Annotated in this window: 14 protein-coding genes; 3 read left to right on the forward strand and 11 right to left on the reverse strand. The window is 33.3% G+C overall.

Annotation, left to right across the window (positions count from 1 at the left end):
• Positions 1-33: 33 nt before the first annotated feature.
• The gene (locus tag B0A64_RS21905; protein WP_089481600.1) at positions 34-1,074 is read right to left on the reverse strand and encodes an agmatine deiminase family protein; all 1,041 of its coding nucleotides are present in this window, start codon (positions 1,072-1,074) and stop codon (positions 34-36) included.
• Positions 1,075-1,261: 187 nt separating this feature from the next.
• On the opposite strand from B0A64_RS21905, the gene B0A64_RS21910 reads away from it, so the two are divergent.
• Both B0A64_RS21910 and B0A64_RS21915 read left to right on the forward strand, forming a co-directional pair.
• Positions 1,262-2,782 (forward strand): choice-of-anchor I family protein, encoded by a 1,521-nt coding sequence (locus B0A64_RS21910; protein ID WP_089481601.1) that lies wholly within the window; start codon positions 1,262-1,264, stop codon positions 2,780-2,782.
• Between the two features lie 215 nt (positions 2,783-2,997).
• Complete coding sequence (locus B0A64_RS21915) at positions 2,998-4,266, forward strand: OmpA family protein (protein ID WP_089481602.1); 1,269 nt, start codon at positions 2,998-3,000, stop codon at positions 4,264-4,266.
• A 126-nt stretch (positions 4,267-4,392) separates the two neighbouring features.
• Here the strand turns inward: B0A64_RS21915 and B0A64_RS21920 are convergent, their stop codons facing one another.
• The 8 genes from B0A64_RS21920 to clpB form a co-directional block, all read right to left on the reverse strand.
• Positions 4,393-5,280 carry a carbon-nitrogen hydrolase gene (locus B0A64_RS21920; protein ID WP_089481603.1) on the reverse strand — a complete coding sequence of 296 codons (888 nt, stop codon included), beginning with the start codon at positions 5,278-5,280 and terminating at the stop codon, positions 4,393-4,395.
• 96 nt (positions 5,281-5,376) lie between these two features.
• Positions 5,377-5,667, reverse strand: coding sequence for a type II toxin-antitoxin system RelE/ParE family toxin (locus B0A64_RS21925; protein ID WP_089481604.1), 291 nt, complete (start codon positions 5,665-5,667; stop codon positions 5,377-5,379).
• Positions 5,667-5,912 carry a hypothetical protein gene (locus B0A64_RS21930; RefSeq protein WP_089481605.1) on the reverse strand — a complete coding sequence of 82 codons (246 nt, stop codon included), beginning with the start codon at positions 5,910-5,912 and terminating at the stop codon, positions 5,667-5,669. The genes B0A64_RS21925 and B0A64_RS21930 overlap by 1 nt, the downstream gene beginning before the upstream one ends.
• Before the next feature lie 177 nt (positions 5,913-6,089).
• Positions 6,090-6,503, reverse strand: a complete 414-nt coding sequence (locus B0A64_RS21935) for a hypothetical protein (RefSeq protein WP_089481606.1) — start codon at positions 6,501-6,503, stop codon at positions 6,090-6,092.
• Positions 6,504-6,841: 338 nt separating this feature from the next.
• A complete protein-coding gene (locus B0A64_RS21940; protein WP_089481607.1) occupies positions 6,842-7,732 on the reverse strand; it encodes a DUF808 domain-containing protein in 891 nt (296 codons plus the stop codon).
• 447 nt (positions 7,733-8,179) lie between these two features.
• Positions 8,180-9,220 (reverse strand): hypothetical protein, encoded by a 1,041-nt coding sequence (locus tag B0A64_RS21945; protein WP_089481608.1) that lies wholly within the window; start codon positions 9,218-9,220, stop codon positions 8,180-8,182.
• Between the two features lie 22 nt (positions 9,221-9,242).
• Entirely contained in the window at positions 9,243-9,734 is a 492-nt protein-coding gene (locus B0A64_RS21950; protein WP_089481609.1) for a T9SS type A sorting domain-containing protein, read from the reverse strand.
• Between the two features lie 366 nt (positions 9,735-10,100).
• A complete protein-coding gene (gene clpB / locus B0A64_RS21955; protein WP_089481610.1) occupies positions 10,101-12,704 on the reverse strand; it encodes an ATP-dependent chaperone ClpB in 2,604 nt (867 codons plus the stop codon).
• Positions 12,705-12,910: 206 nt separating this feature from the next.
• Here clpB and ytxJ point away from each other — a divergent pair, with 206 nt between their 5' ends.
• Complete coding sequence (gene ytxJ / locus B0A64_RS21960) at positions 12,911-13,300, forward strand: bacillithiol system redox-active protein YtxJ (protein WP_089481611.1); 390 nt, start codon at positions 12,911-12,913, stop codon at positions 13,298-13,300.
• 75 nt (positions 13,301-13,375) lie between these two features.
• Here the strand turns inward: ytxJ and B0A64_RS21965 are convergent, their stop codons facing one another.
• Both B0A64_RS21965 and B0A64_RS21970 read right to left on the reverse strand, forming a co-directional pair.
• Positions 13,376-14,545, reverse strand: a complete 1,170-nt coding sequence (locus B0A64_RS21965) for a hypothetical protein (protein WP_089481612.1) — start codon at positions 14,543-14,545, stop codon at positions 13,376-13,378.
• Positions 14,542-15,543 (reverse strand): DUF2157 domain-containing protein, encoded by a 1,002-nt coding sequence (locus B0A64_RS21970; protein ID WP_089481613.1) that lies wholly within the window; start codon positions 15,541-15,543, stop codon positions 14,542-14,544. Before B0A64_RS21970 ends, B0A64_RS21965 begins: the two co-directional genes overlap by 4 nt.
• Positions 15,544-15,704 lie beyond the last annotated feature (161 nt).

Below are 15,704 nucleotides of genomic sequence, written 5' to 3' on the forward strand. Positions count from 1 at the left end.
AATCCGTTTAATCTGTGAAATCCAGGGCTAATATTAAGCAGGAATCTGTTGACTCAAACAATGTAAAGTACCAAATCCCCAAATGAAATCGATACAGCTTATCCCGATTACTTCACGATCCGGGAAACACTCAGAAAGTATATTTAGCGCCACTCTGTCATTACTGTCATTAAAAGTAGGAACCAAGACACAATTATTCAAAATCAAAAAGTTTGCATAACTCGCCGGCAATCTCAGCGTTTCAAAATCGACACGTTTAGGCATTGGCAAAGCAACAATTGTTGGTGATTTTCCGTCTTCTAATTTTGCATTTTGCAAACGTTTCAGGTTATCTTGCAACGGTTTGTAATTGGCATCATTTTTATCTGTTTCTACAATTGTTACAATCGTATCTTCATTTACAAATCGGCATAAATCATCAATATGTCCGTGTGTATCATCCCCTTCTATTCCGTCTCCAAGCCAAATTACGTTTGTAACTCCAAGATATTCCTTAAAAACAGCTTCGTAATCTTCTTTGGTAAAGTTTTTATTTCGAACCTGAATTGATGGATGCATCAAACATTCTTCAGAGGTTAATAGCGTTCCTCTTCCGTTTACATCAATTGCGCCACCTTCTACTATTACAGGTTTTCCTTTGTATATGACTTGCGTAAGGGGAACATCGATAAAATCGGCTATTTTAGAAGGAACAAATTTATCCAGTTGATAATTTTTATATTTTGCCCAACCGTTAAAATTAAAATTTAACGCTTCTCTTTTTGAACCATTTTTTACAACAATTGGTCCCGAATCACGCATCCAGCTTCTGTTGGTTTTATGGATGATAAAAGATACGTTGGCAATATTTACACGTGCTCTTTCTAACATTTCGGCTACTTTTTCTTTTAGCTTTTCATCGGCTACGACCAAAAAAACGGTTTCAAAAGTGGCTACTTTTTTAATAAATTCTACAAAAGCCCATTGAACGGCTTCATATTTTCCCGGCCAATCGTTACCATTATGCGGAAAACACAATACAATTCCTTGTTGCTTCTCCCATTCTGCTGGAAATCTTCTATTATTTGTTGACATAAAGAGGTTCTAAATTTAAAAGTGTACAAAGATAATCATTCAGAAGGATTATAAAATAGCAGAACTAAAATCATCTCTGATTTAGATAAAATATCTGATAAAAATTAAGTTAAAGATTAAATAATGAAACCTTAATATGTGCGCAGGATTGGCGAATTACTTTTGAAAAAAACTAAAACACACAAAAATGAAAAAACTAACGCTTTCACTATTAGCAACTTTATCTCTTTTGGTAAGTTGTAATAATGATGAAAATTCAAGCAATGGAACACCTGAAGTTGTTATCAATGAGAATCCGGGAACTTTTAAAGAAATAGGTTCTATAACTATTGGTGGCGAAGGTGCGGCAGAAATCACGGCTTATGACGAAAAAACAAAAAAACTTTTTACCGTAAATAATAGTGGAACAAATCAGATTGATGTAATAGATTTAACGGATCCGACTAAACCATCCAAAATTGGTAAAATAGATTTAACTCCTTATGAAGGCGCTTCGAATAGTGTTGCTGTCTATGATGGGAAATTGGCTGTTGCCTTAGAATCGACCGTAAACAAACAAGGAAACGGTAAAGTAGTTGTTTTTAATACCACTGATTACAGCTTAATTAAACAAATTACGGTAGGTGCTTTGCCGGATATGATTACTTTTTCGCCAGACGGAAAATATATTATGACGGCTAATGAGGGTGAACCAAATACTGATTATTCTCAAGATCCTAACGGAACAATTTCTATCATCGAAGTAAGTAATTATGCCGTTACAACGTTAGATTTTAGTTCTTTTAGCAGTCAGGCAGAAGTTTTGAAGAAAGACGGATTCAGGGTTTCGAAATTTGCAAAAAGTTTTGCTCAGGATATCGAACCTGAATATATAACCATTTCTGACGATTCTAAAACAGCCTGGGTAACACTACAAGAAAATAATGGTGTTGCAAAAGTAGATTTGACTTCTAAAACTATTACTGCAATTTATCCTTTAGGATTTAAAGATTTTAATACTGCCGAAAATGCAATTGATGTAAGTGATAAAGATGATAAAGTAGCTTTTAATCCCTGGAAAGTAAAAGGCATGTTTATGCCGGATGGAATTAGTCATTTTTCTGCCAATAACATTCCTTATTTTGTCACGGCAAACGAAGGTGATGCGAGAGAATATACCGCTTATTCGGATATTAAAAGAATGAAAGATATGAAGTTAGACGCAACTGTTTTTCCTGATGCTGCAACTTTAAAACTTGAAACTAATTTAGGACGACTGAATCTTATTGCTGATATGGGTGATACGGATGGAGACGGTGATCTTGATGAACTGATAGCATTTGGAGCGCGCTCTTTCTCTATCTGGAACGGAAACACAGGAAAAATTGTTTTTGACAGTAAAAATGATGTAGATAAAAAAACGAATGAATTAGGAACTTATGACGACAAACGTAGCGATGACAAGGGTTCTGAACCTGAAGCTGTCGTTGCTGCTAAGATGGGAAATCAAAATATTTTATTTGTAGGCCTTGAAAGATCTGATGCTTTTATGACTTATGATGTAACGAATCCTGCCTCTCCTCAATATTTGCAAACAGTAAAAACGGGCGATGCTCCTGAAGGAATTTTATTTATTCCAGCCTCCAAAAGTCCAACCAAAAGAAGTTTACTAATCGTGAGCAGTGAGGGTGATGGAACGATCAAAATATACCAACCAGATTTAAAATAACTTTCACATTTACAATTCAAAAAAGGGCTAAATTTTAAATTTAGTCCTTTTTTTTGCTCAAAATTTTGGTTTTATTTAACTGATTTACATAAATATAAGCCAATAGATGGGAATTATGTAAGACCAAATAGAACACATTCTGAAACTCGAAGTATAATTTTGTCCAGAGTTTAAAACGAAAAACTCTTATTAATCATAATTAAAATTTGGATAACATGAAAAAGAAATTAGCTTCAGTATCACTTTTATTACTAACATTCGCTGCAGGTGCACAAAATATGGCAACGACATCAGCTCAACCTACAATTGACAAGCCTGCTTACAATAAATGGTCTATCGAATTAAATGGTGGATTAAACAAACCAATGAGAACAATAACTCCGGGATACTCTACTGAATCTCTTAGTCCGTTTCACGCAGATTTAGGAGTAAGATACATGTTTAATCCTAAATTTGGTTTGAAATTAGATGTTGGATACGATCAATTTCAAGAACGAAATGACACTCCGGAATTTGACAGTAAATATTACAGAGCAAGTTTACAAGGGGTTATTAACCTTGGTCGTGCTTTAAACTTTGAAACCTGGACCAATACTTTTGGTTTATTAGCTCATGGTGGATTTGGTGTTTCTCAATTGAGTTCAGACAAAGGTTTTGACGGAAAAGATTACATGGCTCATGGAATTGCGGGATTAACAGGACAAATTAGATTAAGTAACAGAGTTGCTTTGACTGGAGATCTTACTGGTATCGTTAACGGTAGACAAAACCATAATTTTGACGGAAAAGGTGTTCCAACCACAGGTTCATTAGATGGTGTATTGCTAAATGCATCTGTTGGTTTGACGTTCTACTTAGGTAAAAACGAAAAACATGCTGATTGGTTTTCTGAAGAAAATGAAAGATTAAACAAATTAGAAGACAGAGTTACTACAATTGAAACTAATCTTATTGATACTGACAAAGATGGTGTTGCTGATTTGTATGACTTAGAACCTAATACTGTTTCCGGAGTAGCTGTAAATACTAAAGGACAATCTATTGATAACAATCAAAACGGTGTACCGGATGAATTAGAAAGCTATTTAGAGAAAACTTACGTTCAAAAAGGCAAAGAAACTGCTGCAACAAACAATACGGTTGAAGAATTGATTAACGGAGGTTATGTTAATGTATATTTTGACTTTAACTCTTCTAAACCAACAAATGCTTCTTTATCAGGTGTTGATTTCTTAGTAAAATATTTGAAAAACAATCCAGGAAAATCTGCAGATATTGTAGGATATGCTGACGAAATTGGAAGTTCAAGTTATAACACTGAGTTATCAAGAAAAAGAGCCGAAGCAGTGAAAAAAGTTGCTGAAAATGCAGGAATTGATGCTTCAAGATTAAATGTAGTTGCAAATGGTGAAGATACTTCTGTGAACAAAAGTTCTAAAGAAGCGCGTCAAATCGTGAGAAGAGTTACTTTTCAGGTAAAATAATCTTATTATATATTTTAAGAATCCGCTTCGGAATGAATATTCTGAAGCGGATTTTTTTTTGCTTTGATAAAATAAAAAAAGGACAAAATTTATGTTTTGTCCTTTTTTGTATTTATAAATTAACCATTAGTCAATGGCTCTTTTTGTAATATCTCCAAAAGCATCAATTCTTCTGTCTCTGAAAAATGGCCAGTTCTGGCGTACATTTTCCTGTAAGTCTAAATCAACTTCGGCAATTAGAATTTCTTCCTGATCGTGAGAAGCCTGTGCCAAAATTTCGCCTTGAGGTCCTGCAATAAATGATGCTCCCCAAAACTGAATTCCTTCAGTTCCTTCTATATATTTTTCTAAACCAATTCTGTTTGCAGCAGCAACAAAAACTCCATTTGCAACCGCATGACCTTTCATTACGTTCATCCAGGCTCCGTATTGGTTTTCGCCATATTGCTCTTTTTCTTTTGGATGCCATCCAATTGCAGTTGGATAAAATAAGACTTCGGCACCTTTTAAAGCTGTAATACGAGCTGCTTCAGGATACCATTGATCCCAACAAATAAGGGTACCAATTTTTCCTTTTTTAGTTTCAATTGCCTGAAATCCTAAATCTCCCGGCGTAAAATAAAATTTCTCGTAAAAATGAGGATCGTCCGGAATGTGCATTTTACGGTATAAACCAGCTTCTGTCCCATCAGTATCGATAATATAGGCACTATTGTGATAGATTCCCGCCATTCTTTTTTCGAAGAAAGGAACAATAATCACGACTCCTAATTCTTTTGCCAGTTCACTAAAAGCAATAAATGAAGTGCTGTAAAGTGGTTCTGCTAATGCAAAATTGTCTACATCTTCGCTTTGGCAAAAATAATGACTGCTATATAATTCCGGTAACAAGATTACTTCTGCACCTTTATGGGCAGCATCTTTTACCCAGCTGATACATTTTTTAAGATTATTCTCGGCAACGTCATTTAGATTTAACTGAATAACGGCGATTTTATATTTTCTTTTCGGCATGACATAAAATTTAGAGTGCAAAAATAGTAATTTTTAGAGGAACGGCAAAGGATGTAATTTCATTATAAAAATGAAAAAAGAGCCATATTAGCTCCTTTATAATTGTGAAGTAAAATCTCGTTTAATAGAAATTACTTTAATAATATAAACAATCAAATCTTCCTCCCTATACAAGATCTTATAATTTCTAATAATAATTTTCCTGTATTCTGGTTCGATTTCATCCTTTTGATATTGTTCCCTAAAATGAACTTTTCCAGTTACCTCTAAAATATCATTTTTTAAATTATTTGCTCCTTGAACTGATCTTTCTTTGTAGTAATTAAAAATTGTTTTTAATTGATTTTTTGCTTCACTTGTCCAAATTATTTTTTTGACTTCGCTCATTACCAGTTTTCAGATTCTTTTTCTAAATCTTCCTGCGAAATCACATTCCCTTTTTTAATATCTAATTCTGCTTTCGCTATTTCTTCTTTATAGATAGCTCTTGTAATCGGTTTTCCATCAGCCGAAAAGGCAATAATTTCTTCTTCCTGATAGCTTTCAATGACTGCTTTAACAACCTTTAAAAGACGTTCATCTGCAGTATTTATATATTGTAAAACACTATCTCTTAATTCTAAAGCTCCCATAACTATATTCTTTTGATTCTTCAAAGATAGTTATTTTCGATCTTAGTTATAATACACTATTGACAAAACAACTTAAGCAATTTAAAATCTAAGAAAAAACCATTCTACATCAATTTAAAAAAATTAAATATTTGTAAAATGGTTTCCTAACCTACCTTTTGTCGATCTGAAATCGAATTATTCTATAACTACTTTTGTGGTTATAAACTCAGTTTCTGATTTTTTGAATTTTATTTCGAATGTTCCTTTTGTCGTTGATTTAAATTTGTAAACTGTTTTTTTAGGATCCGGAACTTGTTGCGTGCAAACTTCAGACGGATATTTTGCCTGAACTTGCAATCCTTTTACCGTCCCAATCGTTACATCAGTAATTTTATTAAATTCTCCACAGGCATTATCGACTATAAAAGTTACATCATAGCTCAATTCTTCATTTACTTTGCCAGTTGCTGGTCCTTTTACTTCTGTTACTAAAGAATTCTTTGTAGTTGGTTCCGGAGTATTTGGTTTATCATCATCATTACTGCATGAAATAATACCAATTGATAAAAATAATACTACTAAAACTAATTTTAAGCTAAAATTTTTCATATAAAATAATAATTAATTGTTAATTACTATGAAGATGTTCCTGCGTTGCTTTGGTTGCTTTACACAATTGTTAAATAATTCAATAAAAAGATTAAACACTTATAAATCAAAAACTTAATCAAATAAAAAAAATTACGTAATAACAGTTATTTCTTATGAAAATTATTTTTTTCTGGTATAGCCCCGATAGAAACGATATCCTTTTTAGCCGTTTTTTTACGGATAAAAAGATATAGTGAATAGCGGGACTAATGGTCTTTTGTAAATGATTGTTTTGCTGCAAAAAAAAACATCATTCGCCGCGGCGAATAATGTTTTAATATTTTTATGTTTAGTAGCTATTGTGCTATTTCTTTCTTTTTAAATACTTTTTTGAACAGGTTTACAAATCCTAAAACTACCAATCCTAATAGTAATCCTATTACAAATTCTTTTATAATAGAAGGAATATTAATTTTAGGGACTAAATGATGGAAGAACGGGATATAATGTACAAAGATCCCACCTGCTACCAGAATTAAAGCTATTGTACCTATTACGGTTAAACTTTTAATTACGATAGGAAGTGCTTTTACTAATACATTTCCGATAAATTTTGACAGGCTTTTTTCTTTTTTACTAAACTTAATCAGTTTATAACCTACTTCATCCATTCTAACAATGATGGCAACGATACCATAAACACCAACGGTTGCAATTACTGCGATTATTGAAACTACAATTATTTGCTGTAAAATAGGCTTTCCTATTACAGTTCCCAGTGCTATAATTACGATTTCGACAGATAAGATAAAATCAGTTACGATTGCAGATTTTACTTTTCCTTTTTCGGCTTCAAGAATTTCTTCTTCAGTAAAATTTTGTGCTGTTATCCCTTCTGATTCTTCATGACTGTGCGGAAAAATATATTCGTAAATTTTCTCCGCTCCTTCATAGGCTAAAAAAAGTCCGCCAAGTACAAGAATTACTATAATTGCAACGGGCAAAAACGCACTTAATAAAAAAGCTATCGGTAAAATAATTATCTTATTTAGCAAAGAACCTTTACTGATTGCCCACAAAACCGGAAGTTCTCTGGAGGACGCAAACCCTGAAGCTTTCTCTGCATTAACTGCCAAATCATCGCCTAAAATTCCAGCTGTTTTTTTTGCTGCAACTTTACTCATTACTGCAACATCGTCCATAATTGCTGCGATATCATCTAATAGTACGAAAAAACCTGATGCCATTATATTTTATTTGTTTTTTAAACTACGTAATTCATTGGATTTTAGTCTCCAATTAAATTTACAAGTCTGATTATTTATCTGCGCTAATCTAAGACTTTTTTACTAATTTTTTTACTTAAAAATTAGCTGCATTGCCCTAAAAGCACCCAAATTATTACAAATACGAAGATCGTACCAAAACATCCTCCGCCTAATTTTTTTGCACCGTAACCTGCCAATAATCCTCTAAAAATATTATTCATAATGTTTATTTTATAGTGTTGTCAATAAATTATAAGTAAAAAATATACTTATGTAAATTTGGGAAACTAAATCTGAAATGTTTTTATATTACTTCAAAAAAAAGTTTCATCATTTACGGGTTTTAAAAGATCAAAAAAAACACCATTCGCCGCGGCAAATGGTGTTTTATAAAGCTATAGAACAAGCTAGCTACTAATTTATAAGTTAATCAGTTGTAACATTATTACCTGAATTTACTAAAGTTGTTTTACTCACAATTCCTTGTCCAGTAGGAGGAGCTGGTGGAGTTTGACCTCCAACATTAATATATTTGCCTGAAACAGGAGAAATATTTAATATACGGCTTAAAATCAAATTAACCTGAGAACTTGGCAAGGCATTTTTATCAAAATAAAGACTTGCCTCACCATCATAAACGGTAGATAATACAGGTAAATCAATCGAACTAAGGATTTTATTATTTCTAAAAAAAATACTTTTAGCTTTAGTTAACGCAGGAAAAGAAATAGATTGTAAGGATGGATTATTGATGATATCAGAATCAAATCCATAAATACTTTTCAGAGCAGGAAATAAAATTGAACTTAATTTTTCGTTATTTCCTATGCGTATTTCATTATAAATTTCAGTAAGGGCATTTAAATTTATAGTGACTAATTTTAAATTTTCGCTTATATTTAAGTTTATTACCTTTTTTACTGCACTTAAATCTAAAGTTGTCAAATTTGTTGTGTTCAAAACATAAACATTTTCAGTTTGAGGGCCATACTCAGCTGCTACTTGTGCTGCTGCCTGTGCATCTGTAACATCACCGGTAATTATGATGCTTGGTTTTCCTTGGGTCTGGCTACTTCCTGCGTATAAGGCATAAGGCACACTTAAAAGCTGGCTTGTACCACTAATAGTATAATTGCTTCCTCCTGTTGGGTCAATTTCGGTTTTAATAAAGTGTGATCCTGCGCCCCAATTTATAGCAGCAAAAGTTCCGGTAACGGGTGTTCCGCCACCTATTTCTATGGTTGCCAATCCGTTACTATTTGTTGTTACGGTTTGTGTTTCGACATAGCTGGCTGTACCAGTTGCTGAACCTAATAAAATACTACTTTTTATGCTTACCAATGTAGTTGCAACCAATGTACCATCGGCTTTACGAATAACAGACTGATAACTCATTTTTTGAGGTGCCTGTGCAAATAAAATGGTAAATGAGCTTAATAATAGGAATACGAGAGTAATTTTTTTCATATATTTTTCTACGGTTTGATTGTTATTTTTTAATGATTTTAAAAGTTTTTATTGTTTTGTTGTTCTCTTTTATAGCCAGAAAATAAATGCCCTGATTTAATTCCTGCAGAGACACTTTTGTTTCAGATGTTGTTATTTTCGAATTTCTGGATACTAGTTTTCCATTTATGTCAAATATATTATAGGATAAATTATCTAACTTATCATTAACAACTACTAAATTTAGAATGTCGATAGTAGGATTTGGGTAGGCAGTCATTTCAAGATTAATTTCTTTAAACTCATCGTTTCCCAGGGTAATAATCTCATACGGTTGTTGAACGCCTTGCAAAATATAGTTATTTGCTCCTGGCAAACTTGTATAAACCACCTGACCAACAGAGTAACTCGATGAGCCTCCGGTTCCTGTTGCATTTCCTCCTGAAACTACTACACTTTCTTGCGAATAAGCTGTGGTAATAAATGAGATGCTGGTGATCCATAAAATTAAAAAAGTTTGTTGGTTTCTTCTCATATAATAAATTTAGTGGTTACTTGTTTTATTGGATCAAAAAGCAATGTAAGTCTGCCTTTTTAATTAATTATTCAAATATATACTAATTCTTACACAATTTTAGTAATTGAAAAGAAGGAATCATAAAAAAATAAGCAAAAAAAACACCAACATTTCTGCTGGTGTTTTTATGGAAAGGCATCTTGTAAGGCTACCGTGTGGACGCAAATATTATAAATCAATTTTGAACACGAATTCCACTAATTCGCACAAATTTTAATAGGTTAACCTTGTTTGTGAAATTAATTTCACAAACAAATTAGTGACACTTAGTGCTATCCGTGTTATTTTTTATACTTGTGTCCACACAGTAGTCTTAAAAATAAATTATTTACCGATATGGGTTTGATTTCTAAAAACCAATTGCCCATCAAAAGCATCTAGTAAAATAATGCTGTCTGTAGCGATGTTTCCTGCCAAAATTTCTTTCGACAATTGATTCAATACTTCTCTTTGAACGACACGTTTTACTGGTCTTGCACCAAATTGCGGATCATAGCCTTTGTCTGACAAATATTTAATAGCTTCTGGTGTTGCATCCATCGCAATCCCTTGTAAGGCAAGCATTTTTGTAACGCTTTTAAGCTGTAAACTAACAATTTTAGAAATATTCTCTACTGTCAACGGTGTAAACATTACAATTTCGTCGATACGGTTTATAAATTCCGGACGAACGGTTTGCTTTAATAATCCTAAAACTTCAGTTTTTGCTGCTTCTGTAGCTGCCTCAACACTTCCTTTTAAGTTCTCGAATTTATCTTGTATAATCTGACTTCCCATGTTGGATGTCATGATGATAATTGTATTTTTAAAATCGGCGAGGCGACCTTTGTTATCAGTCAAACGCCCTTCGTCTAGTACCTGCAATAAAATATTGAATGTATCGGGATGTGCTTTTTCGATCTCATCCAACAAAATTACCGAATAGGGTTTTCTACGCACGGCTTCCGTCAATTGTCCACCTTCATCATATCCAACATATCCCGGAGGTGCACCAACCAAACGGCTCACACTGTGGCGTTCCTGATACTCACTCATATCGATACGGGTCATAGCATTTTCGTCATCAAAAAGATACTCTGCCAGCGCTTTAGCAAGTTCTGTTTTACCTACTCCCGTTGTTCCTAAAAACAAGAAAGTACCAACTGGTTTTTTCATATCCTGCAATCCGGCACGACTTCTACGAACGGCATCACTCACAGCTTCGATCGCTTCTTCCTGACCTACAACACGTTTGTGTAATTCGTCTTCTAGATGCAGGAGTTTTTCACGTTCTGTCTGAAGCATTTTCATAACAGGAATTCCTGTCCATTTTGCTACAACTTCGGCAATATCTTCACGGGTTACTTCTTCTTTTATCAAAGAGTTACCGGATTGGTATTCTTGCAATTGTTTTTGTAGAACATCAAGACGTTCTTGTGCTTCTTTTATTTTGCCATAACGAATCTCGGCTACTTTTCCATAATCACCTTCACGTTCTGCACGTTCTGCTTCGTATTTAAAATCTTCAATCTCTAATTTTACTGCCTGAATTCCGTCAACAACATCTTTTTCAGATTTCCATTTTGCATAAATTTCATTGCGTTCTTCTTTAAGATTTGCCAAATCCATGCGTAAGATTTTCAGTTTACTTTCTTCTTTTTCGCGTTTTATGGCTTCGATTTCAATTTCGAGCTGCATGATTTTACGATCCAGAACATCTAATTCTTCTGGCTTCGAATTGATTTCCATGCGCAGTTTAGATGCTGCTTCATCCATTAAATCGATGGCTTTATCCGGCAAAAAACGATTCGTAATATAACGTTGCGAAAGTTCTACTGCTGCAATAATTGCTTCATCTTTAATTTGAACTTTATGATGTGTTTCGTACTTCTCTTTGATTCCGCGCAAAATCGAAATCGCACTTTCAGTATCCGGTTCATCGATTAAGATCTTTTGAAAACGACGTTCTAAGGCTTTGTCTTTCTCAAAATATTTTTGATATTCATCTAAAGTTGTAGCTCCAATAGCTCTTAGCTCTCCACGGGCCAAAGCTGGTTTCAGGATATTTGCCGCATCCATGGCTCCTTCTCCTCCACCTGCACCTACAAGTGTATGAATCTCGTCTATAAATAATACAATATCCCCTTCGGCAGCTGTAACTTCTTTTACTACTGATTTTAAACGTTCTTCAAATTCTCCTTTAAATTTTGCTCCTGCAATCAGCGCTCCCATATCAAGCGAGAAAACGATCTTATCCTTTAAGTTTTCAGGCACATCGCCATCAACAATTCTATGTGCTAAGCCTTCGGCGATGGCCGTTTTACCAACTCCGGGCTCTCCCACTAACATTGGGTTATTTTTTGTTCTACGGGTTAAAATCTGCAATACACGACGAATTTCTTCATCACGGCCAATTACAGGGTCCAGTTTTCCGTTTCTGGCTAATTCGTTTAGATTTTTAGCATATTTGTTTAATGCGTTATACGTTTCTTCGGCTGAGGCTGATGTTACTCTTTCTCCTTTACGAAGTTCTTCAATAGCAGCTTTAAGCCCTTTTCCGGTAACGCCCTGGTCTTTTAAAATTTGAGAAACTTTACTTTTCGAATCAAAAATTGCTAAGATCAAGTGTTCGATAGAAACATATTCATCATTCATTTTCTGAGCGATAATTTCTGCTTCATTCAATGCTTTATTGGCATCTCTTGAAAGTATAATATCGCCTCCTGAAACTTTTGGAAAGCTTTGTATTGTACTGTCTAATATTTGTAAAAACAATGGCACATTTACATTGAGTTTTTTCAGAATAAATGGTGCTACATTTTCATCTACTTCAAAAATAGCTTTAAAAATGTGTTCGTTTTCTATTTGTTGTTGTCCGTTGCGTTGTGCCAATTGCTGTGACAACTGAATGGCTTCCTGCGACTTTATTGTAAATTTATTTATGTTCATAGATATACGATTTAGGTTTAACTTTTAGTTGTAAAGTTCGATACCATTAAAATTAGAACTTATTGCATTACATTTTAATTTTAAATGATATAACTTTGCAGGAGAACATTCAAATTATATTCCACACTAAAAATACAGACAAATTGACATTAAAAAACTGATTTTTATCATTTTTAAACGTCAAAAAGTCATAAAACAAGTCAAATATGAGTTTTTTAAATTCAATCTTCGGAAATTCAGATAATACAGAATCTCCAAAAAGTAATGTTAATTGGACAGAATTAACGGATGTAGCGCAATTATTAGAAATTGTAGCGATCTCGAACGAAAAGCCTGTTGTTATTTTTAAACACAGTACAAGATGCAGTATTAGCCGAATGGCTCTGAAGCAATTTGAACGCGAATTTGATCTAAACGAGACGGTAGATGCTTATTTTTTAGATCTTATTGCGCATAGAGATATCTCTAACGAAATTGCAAGCAGATTTAATGTATATCATGAATCTCCACAACTCATTTTAATTAGAAACGGAAAAGCTGTTTATGATGTTTCGCACAGCGATATTGATGCTGTAGCTTTAAAAGAGAAAGTTTAATTTTTTTGCCACAGATTAAAATGATTTCATAGCTTTTTTAATCCTTATAATCCTTTAATCTGTGGCAACTTTAATTTAAAAAGTTCCTTCTGATCCTCCTCCACTAAATCCTCCACCTCCAAAATCCATTGGAGAACCTGAAGTTTTTGCTTCTGGTTTTAAACCAAATGTTGAGGCAACTATCAACGCTTCGGCGTTTAAAATAGCATTCGAACTATTCATTCGGTCCGGTTTGAATGTTAAACCAACTTCATTATCTTTTAGTTTCCTGATCGAAAAATAAGCTATTGCAAACAAAACCAATCCTCCAAGGGTCAATGCTACTTCTATTGGCAAAACGGAATAATAAAACCGAACGGTATAGATAGAAAATCCAATGGCCAGAAAGCTTATCCAAAGCATGATTCTGTCTTTCGTTTTTAAAGCCTGAACCAAATAAACAAAAGGAACGATAAAAGTAAAAGCATAGAAAAAAACAGCAAACGGAATGTCATGCCCGGGAAGTATTTCGTTTCCTAAAAGTGCTACAGAAAGTTCTCTTACAACCAAATAATTACACGAAAGATAAAATAAAACCAGACAAAAACTATTGGCTAATAAAAGCCCGTAATAATAATAACTTTCTTTAAGATTATTGATGGTTCTTTTTGTAAAAAAATAAAATCCCGCAGCAAATAACATCGTAACAAAGGGAAGAATTGTTTTACCGATGGCACCAAATTCGAACATTCCGTAAAATAAAACTGCCGAAGCTGCTATACAAAAAACAAGTAAAGACAGTAAATGCAGATATCTTCTATACATTAAAAAAGAGGCTACTGCTACAAATATTGCAATGTTTAGCTCGTAACCTTCTGTTGTAATGGCAATAGCTATTCCTAAGTTTAAAAGCGCTCCTAAAATAAAAGCATCGTCTAAACCGTGTCCGTAATATTTTTGATTGGCAAAAAATTCTGCTCCTGCAAAACCAACTGCAGCAAAAAGATAACAAGCAATATTCATAAAAGAATCACTCGCAGCAGAAAATCCCATCAATGAAATAACGCCACATACGGATACATACAAAAAAGCCCCTAAAAGAAAAAATCCCAACCGAACCAAAAGATTACTTTGTCTGGTAAAAGCCGGTAATTCTTTTTTAATCAAATCTTTTTGTTCTTTACTAATAAAACCTGCTGACTGTAAAGATTTTGCTTCGTCTGCTAAAGTCAAATTGTCTAATAATTTTTTATCATGTACGATCATGCTGCGATTTCTTTATTGAAGTTTTTAATTAGTTTGATAAACAGTACTATTGAGCCTATAAAATATGCCGGAAGCAACAAAATAAACAGTTCCCAAACATCTGAAAAATTTACATTCTCGAAGATTTTAAACAAGAATATATTGAAGCCAATGTAGCCGTAGATAATCGTAAAAACATACAACGACATTGCTTTTACTTCGTGGCTAATTTTATAAAAATAAAAGGATGAAGCTCCTAAAACAATCACAAAAAGAAACCAGATCGCATCATCATAATGATCTATCATACTGCTTATTGCTGCAATACTTATAATGTGCAACGCAAATGTTAGATAGATAACATTAAAATGTGTTTTGAGCTGATTTTTTGTGCTGTAAATTGTCCATAAAATTAGTAAGCCTCCCAAAGCTATTGCTGAATAACTCAAAGTCTGATCTTCGTAAAAATTACTGTTATTTAATAAATCCTGGGGTGTTACCGAAAGGCCAACGTATGCTGCCAAACCGGTTATTGCAATGGTCAGAACACTTTTATTATCAAAATAATAAGCACAAAAGAAACTCACAAGGGTTGGTATTAATGTTGCTAATCCATAATGGGTTCCGAATGGTTTGTACTGAAATTGAAGATATCCTATAAAAATACAGGTAAGTATATTGCCTGCTAAAACGAGATATTCTAATACCGGATTTTCGAATGTAGTTTCTTGTTTTTGAAATCCTTTCGAATTTTTAAAACAATAATAAAAGCAAACTCCTATCACAACCAGCAATAGGGACAAAATTGCAATGTGGCCTATTGTATCAATATTGTTGTAAATTAAAATCCCGATTCCTGAAGTAAACGATAAAACAGACAAATAGAGAAACAACTTTAACTCTGCATTTAGCGAGAAAATATTCAAATTGCGATAGGTAGCAACTTCCTGATATTGATTTTCTGTAATTAGATTTCTCTCCAGAAGTGCCTTAGTGGCTTGGTCGTCGAACTTATTCATATTTTATTTTTATAAACATACAAATCAAAAATAGTCTTTTTTTTGTCATCAATAATTTTAATTTGTAAATAAAAACTTTCCTGAACTGACCTAAGAAAAAGTTTTATTACCTATTAATTTTATAAGTAATATCTGTTAAATTTTAAAAATCTTTTATAAAA

The sequence above is a fragment of the Flavobacterium araucananum genome (assembly GCF_002222055.1).
Taxonomy (GTDB): Bacteria; Bacteroidota; Bacteroidia; order Flavobacteriales; family Flavobacteriaceae; genus Flavobacterium; species Flavobacterium araucananum.

What these genes read in the sequence shown, in the direction of transcription:
- B0A64_RS21910 (WP_089481601.1), top strand. Translation starts at nt 1,262, where the DNA reads ATGAAAAAACTAACGCTTTCACTATTAGCAACTTTATCTCTTTTGGTA.
- B0A64_RS21915 (WP_089481602.1), top strand. Translation starts at nt 2,998, where the DNA reads ATGAAAAAGAAATTAGCTTCAGTATCACTTTTATTACTAACATTCGCT.
- B0A64_RS21930 (WP_089481605.1), bottom strand. Translation starts at nt 5,912, where the DNA reads ATGGGAGCTTTAGAATTAAGAGATAGTGTTTTACAATATATAAATACT.
- B0A64_RS21925 (WP_089481604.1), bottom strand. Translation starts at nt 5,667, where the DNA reads ATGAGCGAAGTCAAAAAAATAATTTGGACAAGTGAAGCAAAAAATCAA.
- clpB (WP_089481610.1), bottom strand. Translation starts at nt 12,704, where the DNA reads ATGAACATAAATAAATTTACAATAAAGTCGCAGGAAGCCATTCAGTTG.
- B0A64_RS21905 (WP_089481600.1), bottom strand. Translation starts at nt 1,074, where the DNA reads ATGTCAACAAATAATAGAAGATTTCCAGCAGAATGGGAGAAGCAACAA.
- B0A64_RS21965 (WP_089481612.1), bottom strand. Translation starts at nt 14,545, where the DNA reads ATGATCGTACATGATAAAAAATTATTAGACAATTTGACTTTAGCAGAC.
- B0A64_RS21950 (WP_089481609.1), bottom strand. Translation starts at nt 9,734, where the DNA reads ATGAGAAGAAACCAACAAACTTTTTTAATTTTATGGATCACCAGCATC.
- B0A64_RS21920 (WP_089481603.1), bottom strand. Translation starts at nt 5,280, where the DNA reads ATGCCGAAAAGAAAATATAAAATCGCCGTTATTCAGTTAAATCTAAAT.
- B0A64_RS21940 (WP_089481607.1), bottom strand. Translation starts at nt 7,732, where the DNA reads ATGGCATCAGGTTTTTTCGTACTATTAGATGATATCGCAGCAATTATG.
- B0A64_RS21945 (WP_089481608.1), bottom strand. Translation starts at nt 9,220, where the DNA reads ATGAAAAAAATTACTCTCGTATTCCTATTATTAAGCTCATTTACCATT.
- B0A64_RS21935 (WP_089481606.1), bottom strand. Translation starts at nt 6,503, where the DNA reads ATGAAAAATTTTAGCTTAAAATTAGTTTTAGTAGTATTATTTTTATCA.
- ytxJ (WP_089481611.1), top strand. Translation starts at nt 12,911, where the DNA reads ATGAGTTTTTTAAATTCAATCTTCGGAAATTCAGATAATACAGAATCT.
- B0A64_RS21970 (WP_089481613.1), bottom strand. Translation starts at nt 15,543, where the DNA reads ATGAATAAGTTCGACGACCAAGCCACTAAGGCACTTCTGGAGAGAAAT.